Source organism: Petrotoga halophila DSM 16923 (assembly GCF_002924615.1).
The window spans coordinates 1-20,907 of the sequence record NZ_JALY01000105.1 but is presented as its reverse complement, the minus strand read 5'-3'; the positions used below and the strand labels follow the sequence as shown (position 1 = coordinate 20,907).

Annotated in this window: 21 protein-coding genes and 1 pseudogene; 19 read left to right on the top strand and 3 right to left on the bottom strand. The window is 32.7% G+C overall.

Annotated elements, in window-relative coordinates; genetic code table 11:
- The first annotated feature begins 8 nt into the window (after positions 1 to 8).
- The 14 genes from AA81_RS04680 (at position 9) to AA81_RS04620 (ending at position 13,042) form a co-directional block, all read left to right on the top strand.
- On the top strand, positions 9 to 593 hold the full coding sequence (locus tag AA81_RS04680) for a hypothetical protein (RefSeq protein WP_103898363.1): 585 nt from the start codon (positions 9 to 11) through the stop codon (positions 591 to 593).
- Between the two features lie 163 nt (positions 594 to 756).
- Positions 757 to 2,475: an ABC transporter ATP-binding protein gene (locus AA81_RS04675; protein WP_103898362.1), complete on the top strand. Its 1,719-nt coding sequence runs from the start codon at positions 757 to 759 to the stop codon at positions 2,473 to 2,475.
- Between the two features lie 67 nt (positions 2,476 to 2,542).
- Positions 2,543 to 3,457: an ABC transporter ATP-binding protein gene (locus AA81_RS04670; RefSeq protein WP_103898361.1), complete on the top strand. Its 915-nt coding sequence runs from the start codon at positions 2,543 to 2,545 to the stop codon at positions 3,455 to 3,457.
- On the top strand, positions 3,454 to 4,101 hold the full coding sequence (locus tag AA81_RS04665; protein WP_103898360.1) for a hypothetical protein: 648 nt from the start codon (positions 3,454 to 3,456) through the stop codon (positions 4,099 to 4,101). The genes AA81_RS04670 and AA81_RS04665 overlap by 4 nt, the downstream gene beginning before the upstream one ends.
- A 100-nt stretch (positions 4,102 to 4,201) precedes the next feature.
- Positions 4,202 to 5,431: an MFS transporter gene (locus AA81_RS04660; RefSeq protein ID WP_103898359.1), complete on the top strand. Its 1,230-nt coding sequence runs from the start codon at positions 4,202 to 4,204 to the stop codon at positions 5,429 to 5,431.
- A 48-nt stretch (positions 5,432 to 5,479) separates the two neighbouring features.
- Entirely contained in the window at positions 5,480 to 6,799 is a 1,320-nt protein-coding gene (locus AA81_RS04655) for an MFS transporter (RefSeq protein ID WP_103898358.1), read from the top strand.
- A 127-nt stretch (positions 6,800 to 6,926) separates the two neighbouring features.
- The gene (locus AA81_RS04650; protein WP_103898357.1) at positions 6,927 to 8,675 is read left to right on the top strand and encodes an ATP-binding cassette domain-containing protein; all 1,749 of its coding nucleotides are present in this window, start codon (positions 6,927 to 6,929) and stop codon (positions 8,673 to 8,675) included.
- 300 nt (positions 8,676 to 8,975) lie between these two features.
- Entirely contained in the window at positions 8,976 to 10,487 is a 1,512-nt protein-coding gene (locus AA81_RS04645; RefSeq protein ID WP_103898356.1) for a prolyl oligopeptidase family protein, read from the top strand.
- Positions 10,435 to 10,878 (top strand): prolyl oligopeptidase family serine peptidase, encoded by a 444-nt coding sequence (locus AA81_RS04640; protein ID WP_103898355.1) that lies wholly within the window; start codon positions 10,435 to 10,437, stop codon positions 10,876 to 10,878. The genes AA81_RS04645 and AA81_RS04640 overlap by 53 nt, the downstream gene beginning before the upstream one ends.
- A 21-nt stretch (positions 10,879 to 10,899) precedes the next feature.
- Positions 10,900 to 11,382 carry a GNAT family N-acetyltransferase gene (locus tag AA81_RS04635; RefSeq protein ID WP_103898354.1) on the top strand — a complete coding sequence of 161 codons (483 nt, stop codon included), beginning with the start codon at positions 10,900 to 10,902 and terminating at the stop codon, positions 11,380 to 11,382.
- A gap of 107 nt (positions 11,383 to 11,489) precedes the next feature.
- A complete protein-coding gene (locus AA81_RS14685; protein WP_281256289.1) occupies positions 11,490 to 11,615 on the top strand; it encodes a hypothetical protein in 126 nt (41 codons plus the stop codon).
- A 127-nt stretch (positions 11,616 to 11,742) separates the two neighbouring features.
- Entirely contained in the window at positions 11,743 to 11,964 is a 222-nt protein-coding gene (locus AA81_RS14535) for a DUF4351 domain-containing protein (protein WP_245863461.1), read from the top strand.
- Between the two features lie 615 nt (positions 11,965 to 12,579).
- Entirely contained in the window at positions 12,580 to 12,798 is a 219-nt protein-coding gene (locus tag AA81_RS04625) for a type II toxin-antitoxin system HicB family antitoxin (protein ID WP_103898353.1), read from the top strand.
- Positions 12,791 to 13,042, top strand: coding sequence for a type II toxin-antitoxin system HicA family toxin (locus tag AA81_RS04620; protein ID WP_103898352.1), 252 nt, complete (start codon positions 12,791 to 12,793; stop codon positions 13,040 to 13,042). Before AA81_RS04625 ends, AA81_RS04620 begins: the two co-directional genes overlap by 8 nt.
- A gap of 132 nt (positions 13,043 to 13,174) precedes the next feature.
- Here the strand turns inward: AA81_RS04620 and AA81_RS04615 are convergent, their stop codons facing one another.
- A complete protein-coding gene (locus AA81_RS04615; protein ID WP_103898351.1) occupies positions 13,175 to 14,890 on the bottom strand; it encodes a hypothetical protein in 1,716 nt (571 codons plus the stop codon).
- A gap of 368 nt (positions 14,891 to 15,258) precedes the next feature.
- Between AA81_RS04615 and AA81_RS04610 the strand changes: the two genes are divergently transcribed.
- Complete coding sequence (locus tag AA81_RS04610; RefSeq protein ID WP_103898350.1) at positions 15,259 to 15,984, top strand: ABC transporter ATP-binding protein; 726 nt, start codon at positions 15,259 to 15,261, stop codon at positions 15,982 to 15,984.
- On the top strand, positions 15,962 to 16,660 hold the full coding sequence (locus AA81_RS04605; protein ID WP_103898349.1) for a hypothetical protein: 699 nt from the start codon (positions 15,962 to 15,964) through the stop codon (positions 16,658 to 16,660). The genes AA81_RS04610 and AA81_RS04605 overlap by 23 nt, the downstream gene beginning before the upstream one ends.
- 272 nt (positions 16,661 to 16,932) lie before the next feature.
- Here AA81_RS04605 and AA81_RS04600 read toward each other — a convergent pair whose 3' ends face one another.
- On the bottom strand, positions 16,933 to 17,274 hold the full coding sequence (locus AA81_RS04600) for a hypothetical protein (protein ID WP_146050346.1): 342 nt from the start codon (positions 17,272 to 17,274) through the stop codon (positions 16,933 to 16,935).
- A 155-nt stretch (positions 17,275 to 17,429) separates the two neighbouring features.
- Entirely contained in the window at positions 17,430 to 17,936 is a 507-nt protein-coding gene (locus AA81_RS04595) for a hypothetical protein (RefSeq protein ID WP_146050345.1), read from the bottom strand.
- 273 nt (positions 17,937 to 18,209) lie between these two features.
- Between AA81_RS04595 and AA81_RS04590 the strand changes: the two genes are divergently transcribed.
- From AA81_RS04590 to AA81_RS14755, 3 genes and pseudogenes are all read left to right on the top strand, one after another.
- On the top strand, positions 18,210 to 19,373 hold the full coding sequence (locus tag AA81_RS04590; protein ID WP_103898346.1) for an RNA-guided endonuclease TnpB family protein: 1,164 nt from the start codon (positions 18,210 to 18,212) through the stop codon (positions 19,371 to 19,373).
- A 192-nt stretch (positions 19,374 to 19,565) separates the two neighbouring features.
- Positions 19,566 to 20,771: a dihydroorotase gene (locus AA81_RS04585; RefSeq protein ID WP_103898345.1), complete on the top strand. Its 1,206-nt coding sequence runs from the start codon at positions 19,566 to 19,568 to the stop codon at positions 20,769 to 20,771.
- Positions 20,758 to 20,907, top strand: a pseudogene (locus tag AA81_RS14755) (orotidine-5'-phosphate decarboxylase); the annotation flags it as partial. The gene AA81_RS04585 and the pseudogene AA81_RS14755, both read left to right, overlap by 14 nt.

The window sequence follows — 20,907 nt, the reverse complement described above, 5'->3', positions numbered from 1 at the left end:
ATCGAATCTTGATTAGACTGTACTTAGGTTACTATTTAGAAGCACTCACCGACAACCAACTTGAAGTTTTAGACAAACTCAAATTTGAAACTTACGAGAGAGAAAACATCCTTAGATTCAGAAAAGAAGTGAAAGACAAAAAGGAAATAGTGCAAGTACTAAAAATCTTAAAAACCTTTGAAATAATACCTGGTTACGCACTTCAAAAAGACGAAGATTTCTATGATTTTGATGAAGAAACATCTAAAAAAAATGAAGTAATAATTGATGAACTGGGAGAAGGATTCTTGTTATTCCTTCTCTCGATTTTAGAAAAAGAAAAAGAAGCCATACAAAAAGACAAAGAAACCCTAAAAGGGATCATAGAATCCTTATCTTATGATTACATGGTCCAGATAAATATTTGGAACAGATACGGTTACGCAAGGTTGTATATAAAGCAGGAAAAAGAAGATATCGGTTTTTTAGACTTAATACACAAATGGTACAAAAGCGAACCAGAATACGACCAATTCTTCAAAGACCTAATGAAGGATAAAAGAATACTAAATTTATCACAGTATTTCTTAAAAAAAGAAGGATACATAAAATAACAAAATTGGCGGGTTACAGAGTATAGTGAAGGACCCTAAACTCATTAGAAGAACTAAAAGTATTAGTAAAAAAATTTTCAAAAAGGCGCCCTAAATGGGGGTTTTTCAATTAAAAATTGTTGCAAATTTTTATAAACTTTCCTCATCAAATGGAGGGACTTTAATGAAATATAAAAACGCGTTGTATTTTCTTTGGAAAGAGATCTCTCGTTTTAAAAAAGAGTTATTCATAAATTTCATACTGATTTTCTCATCAATACCACTAGTAGCCGTGACTCCATTTTTAATCGAAAACTTGATGCAAGAAATTACAACAATAAACGATGGGCAAGGGATGAAAAGTGCCTTAATTACAGCTTTACTGATTCTTGTTATTTATTCCTTCACACGTTTTATTTGGTTTTTAAGTGATTATCAAGGAGACATTTTGAAACTGTTAGTGAAAGGGAGCTTGCGTGAGAAATTATATCTAAAGGTTCTAAAATTACCTGCCTCGTACCATAAAAGGAAGCCATCAGGTGAATTGATGGCACGATTCACCTCTGATATAGACATAGTTGGAGAAGAAGCGCTTTTTTTTACATCTGTTTTTCAGGCAATAGCTGAATTTTCGGTAGGATGTTATGTTGCCTTTAAATTAAATACTTATTTGGCCATAATATTTGTTTGTTCCCTACCCGTATACTTATTATGTCAAAAGCAGTTCAAACCAAAGATGGAAAGTATGTCTTTGTTAGAACGAGAGGCAAACGATAATGTTGTGAAATCAATAGAAGAAGGGATAAATTCAGCAATTATCATAAGGTTATTGGAAAAAACTACCTATTTTTACCATCTTTTTCAAAACAAGATCCGCAATTGGAATAACTCTATGAAAAACAAAAGTTTTTATGAAAAACTATATAATAGTATAACTATGTATATTGAAGAAGGTTTACCTATTATTATTTTGTGTATAGGTGCAATTTTATCAATGAGGGGTTTAGTAGATATTCCAAAGCTGATCGCCTTTTTCACATTCGTTGGAAGGCTATATGTCCCAGTATGGAACTTAGCTTTTCTCTTTACTACCACACCTGCCGCTTTCCCATCAATAGATAGAATTAAAACTTTACTAAACCAAGAAGAGGAAAAAGTACGTAAAGGGATGCCCTTTCCAAAAGAATTTACAATTGATTTCCACGACGTTTTCTTCTCATATGAAGGAAATAATTATATATTAAAAAATATAAATTTGCAAATCAGCGAAGGTGAAAAGATAGCCATTGTTGGATCAACTGGAACAGGGAAAAGCACTTTACTTTTATTATTAACCGAGCTATATAAACCGCAAAGAGGAGAAATATTACTGAACAAATTAAAACTTTCACAATATGATCTTTCAGATTTACGAAGAAATATAAAATATGTAGAAAGTTCTCCTTTTATATTCAATGCAAGCATAGAAGAGAATATCTTATTAGGTGAAAAAGTTGAAAAAAGTACAATAAATAAGATTTTAGAAATCACACAACTAACAGAATTTTCAGAGTCTCTTAATAAAAATTGTTTGCTTTTATCCAGTGGGCAAAAGCAAAGAGTCAATTTAGCTCGAACATTATTACATCCGCCTAAGGTGCTGTTGTTGGATGAAGCTACTTCTGCAATGGATTCACACACCGAAGAATTAATATTTGAAAGGCTGAAGGAAAAGGAAAAAGATATGGCGATAATATTGGTTTCTCATCGTCTTTCAACAATAACAAAAGCAGATAAGATATATTTTATGGCAAACGGTACTATAGTGGATTCGGGTTCACACATAGAATTATACCAAAAGAATGAAAGTTACAGAGAATTATTTAAGAAGCAGTATGTGAAAGATGCTCAGAATGAAAGATAAAAAAAATTATAATGCATTTATAGAATTGTTCAAAAAGAAATAATATTTGGAAGGGGGGAATAGATTTATGGAAACAATTATATTAAAAGATATTCGAAAGGTTTATAAAAACGGGGTAGAAGCTTTGAAAAATATAAATATTTCAATAAAGGCGGGAGAAGTTGTAGGATTGATTGGGCCAAACGGTGCAGGAAAAACTACCCTGATAAATATAATATTAGGACTTTTAAAACCAACTGAAGGGGTTTCAAAAATTTTAGGGGTAGATACTGATAAGATGACCAAGAGCGAAAGAAAAAAGATAGGTTTCATTTTGGACGGACCTGGTCTTTATGATGATTTAACTGTTGATGAAAATATAAAGTTCTGGAGTGAATTATATGAGGTTTCCCAAATACGAGGGGAGGCATTACTAAATCAATGGGGACTTTATGAAAATAAGGGAAGTTTGGTTAAGGAACTTTCCGCAGGTATGAAGCAAAAGTTAGCTATATCAAGAGCATTTTTGCATGATCCTTCAATTGTTTTAATGGATGAACCCACGTCCAATCTTGATCCTGTAGCCAGGAAAAACATGGTAGAATTTTTAAAAAGCTTACATGATAAAGAAAAAACGCTTTTAATAACCTCTCATGATCTTTTCGATATAGAAAGAATATGTTCAAGGATAATACTTTTGAGGAAAGGGCAAATAGTTGTATCTGGAAATATGGAAGAATTGAAAGAGGCTTTGGGAGTTAGAATGGGTGTAACAATAAAGGCAAGTAATAAAATTCCCAAGGATATAGTAAATGAGATTTCAAAGAATTCTGAAGTGAATGTAATAGGAGAAAAAGAGTTGATACTCTCCGGAGATAAAATAAGTCCATCATCAGTAGTTCGATATCTCGTGAATAAAGGAATAGATGTCGAAAGGGTGGAAGAAGAGAAAGTCACGCTTGAGGATATATATACTTATATCGTAAAGGAGGACGAAGAATGATGAAAGCCCTAATTAAAAAAGAGTTACGAATGTTCATAAGGAAACGATTTCAATTTTTTTCTCTTTTGACGGTTATTACAGTCTTTGTAATAACGTTTAATATGGATAGTTCAAATAAATTTAACCCTATTCTTATCTCCTCTTTTATAGTTACTTTTTGCGTGCCTTATTCATTTGGTTGGATCAGCTTTCAACGAGAGAAGGAAAATAAAAACATCTCATACCTTTTGGCATCACCTTTAGATATAAAAGAAATATTCTTGGGGAAAGTGTTGGCAGTATTATTGTTCACTCAGGTATTCATGTTATGGGGAATTATTGTGCAATATATAACAAACATTTTTTCTATGGGAGTAATTCCTAATTTTGAAATACTTTTAACGGTATTGATAACCTTTCCGATTTGGTCGGCGGTACTTAGTGGTTTGGTTGGAATAGGGCTTCTCGTGTTTGATAACCCATTCATAGTTAGAATCCTTTTATTTTTATTCTTAATTTTTGTGGGAATAAATGGAAATCTGTGGGAAAAGTTAATTATTTTAGAAGAATGGCAAAATCTTATTTTGATATTTCTGGGATTAATGGCTATGTTAGGAATCATCTACTTCGTAGATATCTTTGGTAAAAAACTGATGGTTGAATAAGAAAAAGAAAATGCTGTGATGAACGGAGGCAAAGGGAACAGATATTAAGTTTTAGAGTTTTTAAAGGCAGTAATCTTATAAAAACCGGAGGATAAGATCTATGTGGCGTTTTGGTAAATCAATCAAACTTGACTCTACAATAATGAAATATTATTTTATTATTATGCTTTATGAGGGTATTGATAAATTATTTGGGACTGTCTATGTTGCTCATATGGGTATAAGGGGATTAACTTCATTTCAAATCGGACAGGTATTAGCGATTTCTTCAATAGCATTAAGTATATTTGACTACCCAACTGGAAACATTGCAGATAAATACGGTCGGAAAAGATCGTTAGTGTTAGGATTTTTCATATGGTCCATCGGTTTACTGGTATTTTTCCAAGCAAGTAATCTATTCACTTTTATCTTGAGTATTTTATTGTGGGCAGTCGGGGTATCGTTGATTAGTGGTACTCCAGGAGCTTGGTTTGTAGATGAAATTACTAAAGAGGGTCGATCGCATTTAAAAGCGAAAGTGTTTCCTAATGCAAATGCAATTTCACTAATATTCGGTGCCATTGTGGCTTTATTGTCCTCTCTTCTTGCAATTGGTCGTCCGGATTTTCCCTTATTGGTTGCTGGTATAATGGGACTTGGAACATCCATCATTCTTATTTTTATTTTAAATGAAAATTACGGAGATAGGGCAATTTCATTTAGGAAAGCCCTTGTTCGAAACACAATTGATATTTTTAAAAGTACCACGATGAGATTAATTTTGATTCGCTCTATGACAGGAAGAATCGCATTCCAGACCTTTGTAATGATATGGCAATTATATATGGTTAAAGAGCTTAAATTGTCTACCGCATACTTAGGTTTCACAATGGCCATTTTTCTTGTAGTTTTAGCAGTCGGAAATAGTTTAGCAGGCATACTTCTAAAGCGTTTTGAAGGTGTGAAAGTATCAATAATGGGGCAAGGTTTAATTGCAATAGGTTCTATTACAATCGCTTCTCACACTTCAATTGTAGCTTTCTACATAGGAGCCTGTTTAATCGAATTGGGATTGGGCATAGATATGAGTGCTAGTTCAGTATGGGTTCATGATCTTATTCCAAGTGAGAGGAGAGCATCTTATATTTCAGCGATTGGTGCTGCTGGATCCTTGTTTGGTTTCATTATTCCTTTGGTAAGTGGTTATATCGCAGATCAGATAGGTTTTCGCTACAATTGGTTATTAGCCCTTATAGGAAGCATTATTACAATTACACTATTAATCAAAATCGGTACTGCAATAAGAACTGTGAGAGAAGGAGTGCAGAATGTCGAGAAATCAAAATAGTTAGATTAATACTTGTTTTCATAAGGTATTATCGGGAGGTTAAAAGGGATGAATCAAAATAAGTCAAATCCAGAAAAATCTATGAAAAAATTTATGATAATTTGGATAGGGCAATTTGTCTCTATTTTAGGCTCTGGTTTGACAACTTTTGGGTTATCTGTCTGGGTTTTAGAAACAACTGGAAGTGCAATGACTTTTACTATGACTGTTTTAATGCGGATTTTGCCAGGGATAATCTTTGCACCGATCGCAGGAACATTTGCTGATAGGAAAAACAGGAAAAATATAATTATATTCACAGACGCATTTGACGCACTTTTAAAAATGTTTATGATCATATTGCTTATAACGGGGCAAATGAAACTATGGATGATTTTCCCAATTAACTTCATATCTGCAATATTTGGGACGTTTCAAGGTCCTGCATTCAATGCCTCTATCCCGGAAATTGTTCCTAAGAAAAACCTCGGTAGGGCAAACGGAATGATGCAATTAATCCCATCCATTCAAAATATAATAGCACCTGTAGTAGCAGGAGCTCTATACCCTTTAATTGATTTATCAGGTTTATTAACAATCGATTTTATAACATTCTTTGTAGCAATAGGAACAGTCCTATCACAAAAAATCCCACAGCCTGTTATCGAAGATAAAAGGGTGAATATGGGTAATATAATCAATGATTTTAAATATACCCTCACATATTTAAAAGGAAAACAAGGTTTTTTCTCACTCATAGCTGTATTCGCCCTGTTAAATTTCATAGCTAATTTGTGCATAGTACTTGTTGGCCCAATAATAATGGGTAATTATAATTCCGTAATTTATGGGATGGTAAATTCCATATCGGGAATAGCATTAGTTTTAGGAGGGTTAGTTGCAAGTGTTATACCAACTATTAAAAATAGGGTAAAAGTGATATTTATTGGGCTCATACTATCAGGTATAGGTTTGTGTGTGATGGGTGTATCGCCTCTTTGGTATATAATTGGTGTGGGATTTTTCATATTCATGTTGCCTGTTCCATTCACAAATGCTACATTGGGTACCATAATGCAGCTAAAAATTGAGGGTAACGTTTTGGGAAGAGTGGGCGCTGTGATAGATGGGCTTTTGAAAATTATAACCCCAGTTGCAATTGTATTGTCAGGTGTTTTGGCAGAAAAAGTATTCAATCCACTTCTTATAGATGGAGGCACATTAGCGAATACGTGGATTGGCTCTTTAATAGGTGTTGGGAAAAACAGGGGGACAGGACTTATGTTCATTCTATCTGGTTTGACTTTAATTGTCGTTTGTGTTTTAATGCTATTTAATAAAGTAGTAATGAACCTAGAAGAAAAAAATCCAGATGCAGTTTTAGATTAAGAAAAAGCGAGCCTGATTTTTTTCCCGAAAATAGAGGTTAATTAATCTCGAGTTAAATTTACCTAGCTAAGGGAGTAGTGTCCCTCTTTTCCTTTAAACATTGATTTCCACTTATAAAGGAGGAGAAATGAATTTAACAAACTTGCGTAAGATAATATCTTTTTATTCTTTGATTGGGAAACGAAGGCTTATACCAATATTGATTGGTGGCTTTCTTGCAACATCATCAGTTGTATTCGGTTTTTTCATTCCGTTGCTGGTAAGAAACATCATAGACGGGTTAACAATAAATATGCAAATGGAATGGAACTCCATTTATCTTTTAGCGATCTTATACACTGCCTCGTTTATCTTAACCTACATTGGCGACCAAATTTATTTACGTGAAAAATTCAAAGCTGCCGCGGATCTATCAAATCGTATTTTCAAACTCTCTTTCTTTTTCCCTTGGAAAAAACTTAAGCAACAAGGTTCGGCATACTATGCCTCTTTGATTAATAATCAACTTAACGAAGCTTTTGTCGTTCTTGATTATGGTTTTATTCGCAACATTTTTGTGCTTATACGAATGGTACTAATTTTGGTAATGGTTTTCGCTTGGAGTAAATTCTTTTTCTTCTTGTATGTGGTGAATGTGGCAATTGTAGGTCTATACACAAATATTATTGATCGAGTAAGCCATCGCCCTTACTCCCGAGGGTATGAATTAATGAGACAAGCAACGAATTTCATAGTTGAAACTTTCGAAAATCTCCATGAAATTTTTGCTGGAGAAGCAAAATCAAAACGTGAAAATGAATATGAAAGAATATACCAAAAGATTACAGACTCAGTGGTGGAAGCAGAAATACCAAGATCAAGGTTTGATAAATTGATGGTTGATCTGCCAGATTATTTTTCTCGTCTAATAATCTTGGTATATGGAAGTTTTTTAGTAATTAATGGACGTATGACCGTTGGAACAATATGGGCATTGTGGACATATTTTTCCTTTGTGACGGAACCTTTATACCTATTTAGGGAATTGGCCCGAATTGCAGTACGTGTTTCTGCAAATCTTGATACCATCCTTAATTATTTCGACGAAGCAGAACATGCACAAAAGAATTACACGAAGCATGAAATATTTCCGGTTCCAAAGGCTCCCGTATATAGTCTGAAAGATGTCAGTTTTGGTTTTGAACCTGATAAAACATTTCTAAAAAAAATTTCCTTAAACGTTCAGCATGGGGAAACAATTGCTATTGTAGGTTTATCAGGAGAAGGAAAATCCACTTTACTCAATATACTACTTGGATTAGAGCAAAACTATGAAGGAAAAGTAAGAATCCTAGGTAATGAATTAAAAGGGACCTACCCCCTGGCAGTGTTCAAATATGTTGGATATTACTCTCAAACTGTTGGAATTTTCAATGAAACGCTTGAAAGCAATATCGTTATGGGAAGAAAGTTAGACGAGGAACGATTGGAAAAAGTAATCGATGATCTTAAATTGGATCATTTAAAAGGAAGACTTTTAGGAGAAGGAGGTAGTTTTGTTTCGGGCGGTGAAAAACAACGGATACAACTTGCAAGGTTATTTTACGCTGAAAAAGATGTAGTGGTGGTTGACGAACCACTTACTAATCTAGATACCATAAACGAAAGTGTTTTACTTGAAAAACTTGAAGATTATTTATCTACACGTTCTGGGATTATTATTTCCCATAAACCAAATGTTATTAGTCTTGCAAATAGGGTATTTGTGTTAAAAAATGGAACGGTTGCAGCGACAGGTAGCTTTAGTGAGCTTATGTCCGGAGATGATACTTTCAAAGGAATAATTGAAAGCTATCTATCAAGTGCTAACGAGATCGGACGAAAGAAGATGGGATAAATCATTTGGATCTCTTTCAAAAAGTGAAGGTAGAAAAATTAGAAACTTGCGTACTAGTCTATAATTAATTGTCATTCAAATAAGGAATTGGTTGGAATGTATTTATGTCTCTGAGCTAACCAATCTTTTTCATAGACGTCTAATATGATTTAATGCGCCACACAGAGGTTGCAAATGTTGTGTAAGAAGTAGAGTAAATGTTTGATTGAAGTATTTACTTTATGTGAAAAAAACAACATTTGAAAAAGATTAGAAGGTTTAAAAAAGTAACTAGATTATTTTTGAAAAGGGGGACAAAAAATGGCAGATTTTTTAAGGAATGAAAAGGGTCAGGAGTTCAACTATCCGAAAGCCATTCAAGAAAAATTTGAAGAAGTAGTATTTGGTGAAAAAATAGAAGATCCTTATAGATGGATGGAAGATTTGAATCATCCTACGGTTATAAAATGGATTGATGAAGAAAACAAATTAACAAGGGCAATTCTTGACTCCTTACCTTATAGAGATTACTTGCAAAAGGAATTTCGCAGGATGCAAGATGAAATTAAATATTCTTTGTGTTCTGTTGCGGGGGATAAATATTTTTTCTATAAATCCGGTGGAAATCTCAACCAACCCATTCTCCTATACAGTCAAGGTGAATTTGACCCTGAAGGATCAAAGGTAGTATTAGACCCCAACAAATGGAGCGAAAAAGGTATCGAAGCCGTTGATTGGTTTGAAACATCTCCCAGTGGGAATTTAATCGCCTATGGCAGATCCTCTGGGGGAAGTGAAAGTTCTACGCTTTACGTACAAGAAGTGGATACAGGAAAAGTCTTAGATGTTATACCTAAAACAAAGTGGGCAAGTGTAGCTTGGGTAAAAGCTGAGTCGGGTTTCTTTTACACTAGAAACGAAGGAGAAAGATTTGCTCCCATTGTTTATTTTCACAAACTCGGCGAGTCTTGGAAAAAGGATAAATATATTTACGGTAAAGATATTGAAGGGATAGTAAGTGTTTCTGCATCCCCTGATGGAGAGCATATATTCATATCAGTAGATAAAACATGGAGTGAAAACGACCTTTACATACTTGAAGATGGTTTGAAACCCATTGCTGTTGGTTATTCTGCTCAGTTTATTCCAACAGTCTACGGTGATTATTTGTATATACTCACAAACCTTGATGCGCCAAAATACCGTCTTCTTAAGGGTAAACTTTCTGAAGCGGATATAAAAAAAGCCCAACAAATAATACCAGAATCAGACTGGGTACTTGAAAAAGTTGATTTTGCTGCAGGGAAGATCATACTAAAAGTTAAAGATAACACATACACCCGATTACTCATTTACGATCTTCAAGGAGCTTTTATGTACGAAATCGAACTTCCGGAAAAAGGAACGTCATCCTTTTGGACGATTGAATCTTCAAAATCAGAAATTATTTATTCCTTTTCATCCTTCTTTTATCCTGTATCCTACCACAAATTTGATCTTGAATCCAAAAAAGAAAAAACTTTATACACGTCTAATATCTTTATCAATCCAAAAGATTACAATTTGGAGTTTTTATTCTATCCTTCCAAAGATGGCGCAAAAATCCCGATGTACATCCTATATAAAACTGAATTGGTTATAGATGGTAATACACCTACTCTTCTGAGTGGTTATGGTGGTTTCAACTTGGGGCTCTCTCCTTCTTATATGGGTGAGATAATACCATTTTTAGATAAAGGTGGGATATATGCTGAAGCTGGCATAAGAGGGGGAAACGAATTTGGGGAAGAATGGTGGGCTTCTTGTAGGCGCTGTTCTTACACAACGACCTGATTTGTTTAAAGCGGTAGTATGTGATGTAGGTCTTTTGGATATGTTGAGATACCATAAGTTTGGAATAGCTCATATTTGGATCCCAGAATACGGTAACCCCGACAAACATGAAGATTTTAATTATCTAAAGGAATATTCTCCTTATCACAATGTTAATTCAAACAAAACATACCCTTCGATTCTTTTCAGGACAAGTGAGAATGACAAAAGGGTCTCTCCCATACATACCCTTAAAATGTGTGCTAAAATGCAGCAGATATGTAAAAGTAAAGGACCGATTTTATTTTACATGATAAAAGATATAGGGCACGGAGCAGGGATGCCAATGTGGAAATTCACGGAATGGAATGTGGATATGTATTCTTATATAATGTGGCAGTTAGGCATGTGAATTACACCAGGGGGAAGTTGTATGCAAAAAAATATAAACATACGTGATTTTGAAATGGAAAAAGACTTTGATTGGATATTCTTATTGGATAGTTACGTTAATGCGACCCGCTCTAGAAAAGAAGTACAAGAGGAAATACAAAATTATTCAGGAGATATTTATGTAGCAACAATAAATAAAAAAGTTATCGGTTTTATATCACTTTCTTATCCATTTTGGGATAAAGTTGCAATGATTGACTATTTAGCTGTAGAAGAAAATTATCGAAAACAAGGGATAGGAAGGTTACTCATACATCATGTTCTGAAGAGGGCCCAAGAATTGAGTATGAGGTATGTATGTGTTCAAACGGGGCTGTGGAATTTAGGAGCAATAAATTTCTATAAGCGAGTAGGTTTTAGCTTAAGGGGTGTTTTCCCTGAATATGAGGGTGAAGGAAATGGCATGATATGGTTGGATATAGATATTAGAAAAAATAGTGAGGCATCAAAACAAAAGCTATAACTTATTAAAAAGTTTAGAAGATCATTTGAAAATAAAAATCGGAAGTATTTTTATAGGTATATAATTAAGTTGAACAAGCAAAAAAATAAACCAAAAAGGAGAAGCTTATGTCTAATCCAATAAAAGATTCCATATTCAAAGAATTATTTGAAGACAGAACCGTATTCTATGACTTTCTAAAAGCCTTTCTACCAAAAGAGATCACAAAACAAATAAAAGAGAAACAGATTTAAAACGTGAACAAACTGAACTAATAGGCAAAGACTTCTCCATAAAAAGATCAGACATACTATAAATAGGCATCGCCAATGGATCTAACAAACCAGGTACAAAGAGCTAGAAGAAATGGAGGTGCCAAAAATGTTTGACACATTAGAAGAGATAGCAAAAAGAGACAGAGAAAAAGCTAGATTAGAGGGTGAAAAAGATTTTGCAATTAGAATATTAAGCAAAAGATTTGGTAACCAATTAACCGAAGATTTAAAAGATAAAATAAGAAAAGCGGATGAAAAAACGATAGATTACATAGGAGACAACTTGTTAGAAATAACCATAGAAGATCTTAAAGAAATATTAAAATAATTTTCAAAAAGACGTCCGAAAAGGGCGTTTTTCAATTAAAAATTGCAGATAATTTCTACAAACTCTCCTCTTTCTTCCCCTTCAAACACATAAAAAGAAACAGCAGAAGGATCTCTCTGTAATACTTTATCGGTGTATATTTGAAGCCAATTAAAAAAATAGTGGAAAATCATATGGAAAAGTATATAATGAAATTAGGAAGTATGAAAATTGCATGTAACAAGTGCTTTTTAAACAAATCAAAAGATGGGACGGTTGTAAACATTGTAGAAGAAGTAGGGTAAATGCTTGGTTGGGGTTTCATAATTATTAAAATGGTTGTAGTGAAAGATAAGAACTTTAAAATTATTGGTTCTATCACGAAAATAGTGGGTAATTAAGCTGGAGTTAAATTAAGTTTACCAAGGGCAATAAAGAAAAACAGAAAACTGGCTCTCACTTTATCAAGTTGGACACTTATTTGTGCTTTCTTACATGATACTAGATTATTTAATCATTTGTTCATATTTCATTTTTTCTACTTGACGGACATTTAATATTATCTAATGCGCAGTTTTCTGACAATTTGTCCCTATATGATATAATATTACTAGAAAATAAAAGGGGATGAATTTGATGAAAGTCAAAGAAATAATATTTATAGTAGAAGAAGATCCAGAAAGCGGATATAACGCTAGGGCTTTGGGAGAATCAATCTTTACAGAAGGATCGACCTTAGATGAGCTTAAAGAAAATATTAAAGATGCTATAAAATGTCACTTTGATAAAGAAGAAGATGTTCCCGATATTATAAGATTGCATATTGTAAAAGAAGAGACATTCAAATATGTCTAAAGTTCCCAGAAATATCTCAGGGAAAGAATTAGCAGATCTACTTGGAAAATATAATTATAAAATTTTAAGAAAGACAGGAAACCATTTAAGATTGAATTCCGAATATATGGGGTATTCGCATAACATAACCATACCTGATCATAAATTTCTAAAAATAGGTACGTTAAATAACATATTAAGAGATGTCTCAGAATATTTAAAAATCACAAAAGAGCAGCTGGTAGAAGAAATTTTCAAAAAATAAAAAATTCTTTTCTAAACAGCCGATCTTTGTTATTTGAAGGATTAGAAATTAAAGATAAAACTAAATTTGCAAAATTAATCGCAAAACTAATGATAGAATCAAAAAAGGCGCCCCAACATGGGCGTTTTTCAATTAAAAATTGCCGATAATTTCTACAAACTCTCCTCTTTCTTCCCCTTCAAACACATAAAAAGAAACAGAAGAAGGTTTTCTCTTCAACGTGTATTTTTTCACGAATGGATCAATCTCTTTTGGTACTTTCGGTGTGAATTCTTTTGGTATATCCTTCAAATCGTAGTACCTACCATAATTCATTATGAATTTTTCTACTGTCTTTTTTTGTCTTATATCAAGACCAATGTAATTTCCAATGAACTCTTTTAAATTCTTTTTATTCAAGTCCCTCACAAACCTTTTTACAACTTCTTTCCTTCCCAAATAAAAAGGATGTTCTTTGAAGGTTATATTTTTGTTTGTGTAGATTTTTAGTTCTTGAACGTTTGTTAGTAAAGAATCAAAATTTATCTTTGGATTTCTTTCAAAGATAGAGTTTATTAACTCTTTCGTGTAGTAATCGCATCTTTCTTCAATTAAACTGTCATCTTCTATCTCTTTAATTATCTTTTTTAGATCAATCTCTTCTTTGTAGTAATGAGCAAGGTAAGAGGTAAAGAGCTCTGATATTTGTCTTTCTTTTGGAAAGTTCTTAAACTTTTCAAGGTTTATCTCAAACTTTTTATCTATATCCTTCTTTTTCAATTCTTTGATTATACATATAGGTGTGGATGTGTTGATTTTAAACTCAAGAGCATCTAATATGTTTCTCAAGGTATTTGGTTGAATGTACTTTGTCTTTGCAGATAAAAACTCTTTCAACGTTTTTTCAGAAACGTTCATTGAGTCTATGGGTATCTTTTCTTTTCCTATCTCTTTCCTTATGAAATCTCTTAGTTTTGGTGTACTTCTATGTTGGTTGTTATCCAAATTGAATACAAAGTACTTTAATTGGTTAATGATATCTTTAAAAGTATTTTTTATCGATTCACTTTCAGATTTGTTTAGTTGAGATAAACACTTTGAAAAGATAAAGGCGGTCTCATAAACCAAAGGGTCGTTGTTATTCTTCTGTACTTGAAATATAGTATCGAGGGAATTGAAAACTTTTAAATTATCTTCATCGAAATAGTAACCAAGATAGAATCCCAATGGAAAGGTAAAATCTAAAGCCTTTTCTTTGTTTGCATCTTTCAACCACCAAGATATATTGTTTAAAGCTTGCACCATACCAGAAGGATGTGGAACGGTTTTTAAAATCTTAAATGCTTCGATGTTTAAACAAACTGCTTCTTCGTATCTTTTTTCGTTCTTTTTTCCTCTTGCTCTTGATAGTAATATGAAGCCTTTGGTGGTAAGAGCATTTTCATAACTTTCACTCCAAATCCTAATGGTTTGCAAATCTTTTTCATCAAAATTTAATTCACGAACATTCTTTAAATTCTCAACAACTATTCCTCTTAAATACTTAGGAAGTTTTTCGAATTCTTCCTTCAATTGATTGAATACTTCTTTAATTTCTTCATTTCTAGAAAGTTTGACCAAAATATCTATCTTTTCAACTAAAATTAGACAATACAAACCACCTTTTTTTAACTTTTGTAACTCTTCTTCTATTATCTCTAGTGCTTCATAGTATTTAACATCCCATTTTAATTTTAAAACGTTTATGTAATTGATGATGTTTTTATTTTTATCTGATCTATCACTTTCTAAATAATGGACAACATAATTCAAAATAGGTCTTATGAACTGTCCTTTACTCACAATTTTATCCAGTAGTTTAATGTTCATTTCTCAACCCTCTTTCCTTTACCCAATAGCAACAAAAATATAAAATAAAATTTACTTCAAAAACCCTTCCTTTGGAATGTTAAGAACTCTTGAAGCTTCTATATTTTATTCTAAATTTTATTATATCATAACCCTCTTATAATACCCAAAAGAAAGACAAATGCATTATATCCGATAAAAACCATCGCAAATAATTTTAACATAAGTTTTTTTGACCGATCTCTGTAATACTTTATCAATACATATTTGAAGCCAATTAAAAAAACATTTGAAAACCATATGGAAAAGCGTATGATTAAAATGAGGGGTTGGATTATTTGAAATTTTAGTCTTTAATTAAAAGAATAATCTAAAGGGGGGAATTGTAGATGGTGTCAAAAAACAAAGGAATACTTATCTCTGTTAAATCTTTAACAAAGGAACTTGGTGGTAACAAAATACTAAAAGGTATAACCTTCGATGTTGTAGGGAATGAGATTTTGGCTTTGGTAGGTCCCAACGGAGCAGGAAAGACTACAACAATAAGATGCCTTACTGGGATCTACAACTATCAAAAGGATCAAATAATCAAGAAAGATGGCTTAACCATTGGGGTCGTTTCGGAAAAGGATTTGCTCTGGGAAAAAGAAACGGGGTGGAAAAATATCGAAATATTCAGAGAATATCTCGGAGGTAAACTATCAAATTCTCAAATAGAAAGCTATGCAAAGTATTTAGACATCTCAGAATTCTTACCAAAAAAGGTTCATACTTATTCAAAAGGAACAAGAAGGAAGTTTTCTTTTGTTTTAGGACTTTTAAAAGATCCAGAACTTCTCATACTTGATGAACCCATGAGTGGTTTGGATCCTGTTTCAAGGATAAAGATGAGGGAGTTAATATTTAAACTCAACAAAGAAGGAAAAAGTATATTCTATACCTCTCACGACTTAGCAGAAGTGGAAAAGTTAGCTCACAGGGTAATGCTTATGAAAAAAGGAGAAATAGAGTTGGACAACTTAAAGAGTGATATATTAAGTAATTACAAAAACATGGAAGAGTTATTCTTAGAAAAAGTGGGGGTGCATATAGATGAAGAAAATAATGAAATATAATTTTAGAATGCTATTAACAAGTTTTGTTAACTTCTATTTTCCGGCAATTTTATTGATAGCAATAATAACTTTTATACTTTATAGTTTTGTGAATTCTGTACCTAATGAGGTACCGGTGCTTATTTTCAATAGAATGTTTATTATCATGGCTATAGGTATGTACACGATAGGAGTCTACATGATGCTCAGCAATTTAGTTATACCAGAAAAAACAACAGGTAGAATAGAACTTTTACTATCGAATGGCTTTGAAATACAACCTTATCTGTATAGCTCTATTATTGTCGGTTGGATAGTTATGGAAGTTGAATTGGTATTAATGTTCATCATTCCAAATATTATAACAATTACTTTCCTAGGGAAAAGCTTTTTTAATAGTTCACTCTTTAAAATAAGTATATTCGTCTCCGTCTTTGGTTTTGGGTTGCTTTCTATTATGTATTATCTAATTTTTAGAATTCGAAGAATAAGTATAATCAATAACTTGTTTTCTATAATAGGAGTCATAGTTATTTTTGGTGGCAGTTATTTGACTTCATTGTTTCCCGTGACAGAACAGTTCAACGATATACTTTTATGGATACTGTTAGGGGCAGGGGTATTTTTATTTTTCTTCATAGTAGTAGCGGGGAAAAAGATAACAAAAGAGACTGTAGTATTAACGATTCCAGATTAAAGCGATTTGAGGATAGAGTTTATATAGACAGTTAGAGATAAAAAGATTTTCAATTGGTTTATTTTCATAAAAGCCAAAGGTAGTGTTAAACTTGAAGTCAAGCAAAGTTAACACTACTTTTTTTCTATTTATTTATGAGAATCCAGCAGGAACACTCTCCAATTTATTGGAGAGATGAAAGCTGGTACTAAGTATAATACGTATTTTTGCCAAAAAACGCGTATTAGATCATAATTAATTGTCATTGAAATAAGGTAATGGTTAGATAGTAATTATATCTTTGAACTTGATTTGCTTTTTGTCAGTTGAATGTTGTATAATTTATCCACAAGAAGATTTATTTCTTTTCTTAATTTTACCATGTTTAAACTTTTGTATGTTTTCTTTAGTTGAGATTTAGTTTTTTCGCTAACAGTATTGCTTTCAAGCAACCGTTGGTATGGAGTCTTAGGTTTCTCATATTCTTTTTTTATTGTTTTACCCTTGTCGTTCTTTACTTTGTTTTTTAGTTTAAAGTTGGGTATGAAGAAGTTATCTAGTAAGTCTGCTTTGCTGTAAATCTCGTTGAGCAGACTTACCTCTTCTTTACTCTCATACCTGAAATACCCTACCAATTTTCTTACCTTATCCCCTTTCTTTATTTGCCGTGAGGCTGTTCCCCTGTTCCACATGAGCGTTATCGTTTTTCTTGTAAGGCCTACTTCTTGAAAGATTAACTTTGTTATTCCCTTTTACCTTTTCAAAAAGTACTTTAAGTATAGTTTTATCGTTATCCTACCTTTTCAAGGGCATGTCTTCCAAAGTTTGCTGAAATTGGTACCTTTTGATATATGAACGCATTACCTTTATGCTTCTTTGTGGATACCTTAGGGAATCTACTTACCATTCTTTTCAATGTACCTAAGGATACCTTCTTTGCTTCTTCTGTCTTTGAAAGTTCATACAGTGAAAATCTGTTATTCTTTTTCAATTCCTCGATGTATACTTCCAACATAGGATGAAGTTTTTCAGCACAAACACATCCAGCTAATCCCCAACATTTCCACAAAATCACTTCATGAATAGGTTCATACTTCTTCTTTGATCCTCTTCTCTTTTTTGAATTCTTTTGAGTATCTTTTTCTTGAAACAGATATCTCTTCTTATACCTTTCAAACCTTTTTACAGCTGTAGCTCTTTTTACTTTTGTTAGTTCACTATACTTCGAAATAATCTCTGACTTCTCTTTTTTACTTGATTTCAAATATTTTTCTATCAACCTTTTGGTTAGTTCCATATCGAATGCCTCCATTTTTCCCTTGTCTCCTTTCAAAAAGAGTCAAGGATATGATATCATTTGTTTGCAGTATTGTTCAAATAAAGATCTTTTAAAAAAAGGGATTTTTGTTTTTGGGGAGTTTGAGGGGGGTTACACCCTCAAAGACTCGAATTATGATCTAACCAATCTTTTTCACGGACATTCAATATTATCTAATGTGCATAGAGACTATATTAATTCGTTGTGTGATATAATTATAGTATACAATTATCTAATAAAGGAGAATTTAGGATGTTAAAAACATACAAGTTTCGTATATATCCAACAGATGAGCAAATAGAAAAATTTAATAAACATTTTGGGCACACTCGATTTGTTTACAACCTATTCTTAGAATTTGCTACTAATGTATACAAAAATACTAAAACGTATACCAATTACAACATGTGGGCTAAAGTTCTTGTTACTCTTAAAAAATCCGAGAAGTATAAATGGCTAAACGATGTTAACTCTCAATCGTTGCAACAATCTTTGAAAGATTTAGAAACTGGCTATAAACGATTCTTTAAGAAATTGAGTAGACATCCGAAATTTAAAAAAAAATCACATAAGCAATCTTTTAGAGTACCTCAACATATACAATTGTACGAAAAAGAGGATAACGATAAATACGGTATTATATTTGTACCAAAGTTTAAAGAAGGTATCAAAGCAAGAGTTCATCGAAAAATCGATCCAAATGCAAAGATTAAGAATTGTACGTTTATTAAAACTACTACGAATAAATACTACGTTTCTATTCTCTTTGAAACAGATGAAACTATACCTGAAAGAGATATAGACTATGAGAATTCAATTGGTATGGATATGGGGCTTAAAGATATCGTGGTACTATCTGATGGAACAAAAGTTGAAGCACCTAAAGTTTTGCGTAAGTACGAAAAGAAATTAAAGCATGTGCAAAAGAAGCTCTCAAACAAGGTACAAGGTTCTAAGAATCGGGAAAAAGATCGTTTGAAAGTAGCTAAAATACACGAGAAAATTAAGAATGCACGAGAGGATTTTCTACATAAATTAACGAAAGAAATTAGTGAGAACCAAGCTAATGTTTTCTTTGTAGAAACTCTCAATATACAAGGCATGCTTAAAAATCATAAACTGGCAAAGAGTATCTCAGATGTAAGTTGGTACCAATTCAAGACGTTCCTAAAATATAAAGCGGAGAGATTAGGCAAGAAAGTAATTGAAATTGGAATGTTTGAACCTTCGTCTAAGACTTGTAGTGTATGTGGATATAAGAACAAAGATTTAGAACTCTCCGATAGAAAATGGACATGTCCTGAATGTGGTACTAAACACGATAGAGATATAAACGCTGCTGTCAATATTAGACAGTTTGGAATACAGAAATACATTTCCAAACAGTCAAAAGAGTTGCAGCTAGTCCCTGCTTAAAAGGACTCTACCCCAGGAACTGGGGGAAGTTAAGCCTTTGGAGACTGTGTGAGACGAGCATCCTTAGATTCCTTCTAGGGTGTTTCGCAACGGTCGATGAATTAGAAAGCTTGCCTCTTTAGAGGCGAGTAGTTCACATTAATAGTAAAATTGAGAGAATAAAAAAGAATCTATCTAGGGGGGTGAATTAAAATAAATATTCTAATTAAAAATTGTAGGATTGTGGATGAAGAAAAAGATTTATTTGGGGATTTGTACATTAAAGATGGAAAGATAGATAATTATGGTAAAGATTTGAATTACGATGCTTATACTATAGATGCAAAAGGTTTGGTTGTTATGCCCGCCTTTATAGATATGCATGCGCATTTCAGAGATCCTGGTTATACTTATAAAGAAGATTTACATTCTGGAAGTTTAGCTGCGTTGAAAGGCGGATACACATGTGTGAATCTGATGGGTAATACCAATCCTATATGCAGTGATATGAAAGTTGTTAATTATGTATTGAACAAAGCTAAGGAGTTAAATTTGATCGATATTCACCAAACGGTTTCTATCACAAAGAACTTTGATGGAAAATCTTTAGAACATTTGGATTATATAGATAATAGTGTGAAATTCATATCCGATGATGGAAAAGGTGTTCAATCAAATTTGACTATGTATTTAGCGATGATTAAGGCAAAGGAGAAAGGGTTAACTATCATAGCACATGAAGAAGACAATGAAATAGTAACGATAAACACGAGACTTTCCGAAAACTTGATGACTTTTAGAGATATATACCTTGCGAAATTGACAGGTGCTTGGCTTCATTTAGCCCACGTAAGTACGAAAGAGGCAATAGAAGGTATAAGAAAGGCGAAAAGAGAGATACAAAATCTTACCTGCGAAGTTACCCCCCACCACTTAGCCTTATACAATTACGATTACAAAGTAAATCCTCCAATAAGAGAAAAAGAAGATGTTTTGGAAATAATCAAGGGAATAAAGGATGGAACTGTAGATATTATAGCAACTGATCACGCCCCTCATTCTATGGAAGACAAAGAAAAAGGGGCACCTGGTATCTCAGGGTTAGAAACTGCTTTCCCCGTTTGTTATACAAAGTTGGTAAAAAGTGAAGAAATTACACTGAATTGCTTATCTCAACTTATGTCTTCAAAACCAGCACAAATGTTAGGGGTTAAAAAAGGAAAAATAGAAACAGGATACGATGGAGATGTAGTTATTGTAGATTTAGAAAAAAAGGTTAAAATCAATAAAGACGAATTTTTATCCAAAGGCAAAAATACACCTTTTGATGGGATGGAATTTTATGGAGAAGTTATAGCAACAATTAGAAAGGGAGAGATCAAATACAAAAAGGGGAGTGTCAAATTTGATAATAGATAGATTATTCAACGAGGTTGAAAAAAAGGGGAATGTTTGTGTTGGATTGGATACGCATTTGGATTATATACCGGTTAATTTAAAAGAAAAGTATCAAGATATTGATGAAGTTTTGTTCGAATTCAACAAAGAGATAATA

What these genes read in the sequence shown, in the direction of transcription:
- AA81_RS04650 (WP_103898357.1), top strand. Translation starts at nt 6,927, where the DNA reads ATGAATTTAACAAACTTGCGTAAGATAATATCTTTTTATTCTTTGATT.
- AA81_RS14685 (WP_281256289.1), top strand. Translation starts at nt 11,490, where the DNA reads ATGTCTAATCCAATAAAAGATTCCATATTCAAAGAATTATTTGAAGAC.
- AA81_RS04655 (WP_103898358.1), top strand. Translation starts at nt 5,480, where the DNA reads ATGAATCAAAATAAGTCAAATCCAGAAAAATCTATGAAAAAATTTATG.
- AA81_RS04665 (WP_103898360.1), top strand. Translation starts at nt 3,454, where the DNA reads ATGATGAAAGCCCTAATTAAAAAAGAGTTACGAATGTTCATAAGGAAA.
- AA81_RS04610 (WP_103898350.1), top strand. Translation starts at nt 15,259, where the DNA reads ATGGTGTCAAAAAACAAAGGAATACTTATCTCTGTTAAATCTTTAACA.
- AA81_RS04590 (WP_103898346.1), top strand. Translation starts at nt 18,210, where the DNA reads ATGTTAAAAACATACAAGTTTCGTATATATCCAACAGATGAGCAAATA.
- AA81_RS04660 (WP_103898359.1), top strand. Translation starts at nt 4,202, where the DNA reads ATGTGGCGTTTTGGTAAATCAATCAAACTTGACTCTACAATAATGAAA.
- AA81_RS04605 (WP_103898349.1), top strand. Translation starts at nt 15,962, where the DNA reads ATGAAGAAAATAATGAAATATAATTTTAGAATGCTATTAACAAGTTTT.
- AA81_RS14535 (WP_245863461.1), top strand. Translation starts at nt 11,743, where the DNA reads ATGTTTGACACATTAGAAGAGATAGCAAAAAGAGACAGAGAAAAAGCT.
- AA81_RS04635 (WP_103898354.1), top strand. Translation starts at nt 10,900, where the DNA reads ATGCAAAAAAATATAAACATACGTGATTTTGAAATGGAAAAAGACTTT.
- AA81_RS04645 (WP_103898356.1), top strand. Translation starts at nt 8,976, where the DNA reads ATGGCAGATTTTTTAAGGAATGAAAAGGGTCAGGAGTTCAACTATCCG.
- AA81_RS04595 (WP_146050345.1), bottom strand. Translation starts at nt 17,936, where the DNA reads ATGGAACTAACCAAAAGGTTGATAGAAAAATATTTGAAATCAAGTAAA.
- AA81_RS04670 (WP_103898361.1), top strand. Translation starts at nt 2,543, where the DNA reads ATGGAAACAATTATATTAAAAGATATTCGAAAGGTTTATAAAAACGGG.
- AA81_RS04675 (WP_103898362.1), top strand. Translation starts at nt 757, where the DNA reads ATGAAATATAAAAACGCGTTGTATTTTCTTTGGAAAGAGATCTCTCGT.
- AA81_RS04625 (WP_103898353.1), top strand. Translation starts at nt 12,580, where the DNA reads ATGAAAGTCAAAGAAATAATATTTATAGTAGAAGAAGATCCAGAAAGC.
- AA81_RS04620 (WP_103898352.1), top strand. Translation starts at nt 12,791, where the DNA reads ATGTCTAAAGTTCCCAGAAATATCTCAGGGAAAGAATTAGCAGATCTA.
- AA81_RS04615 (WP_103898351.1), bottom strand. Translation starts at nt 14,890, where the DNA reads ATGAACATTAAACTACTGGATAAAATTGTGAGTAAAGGACAGTTCATA.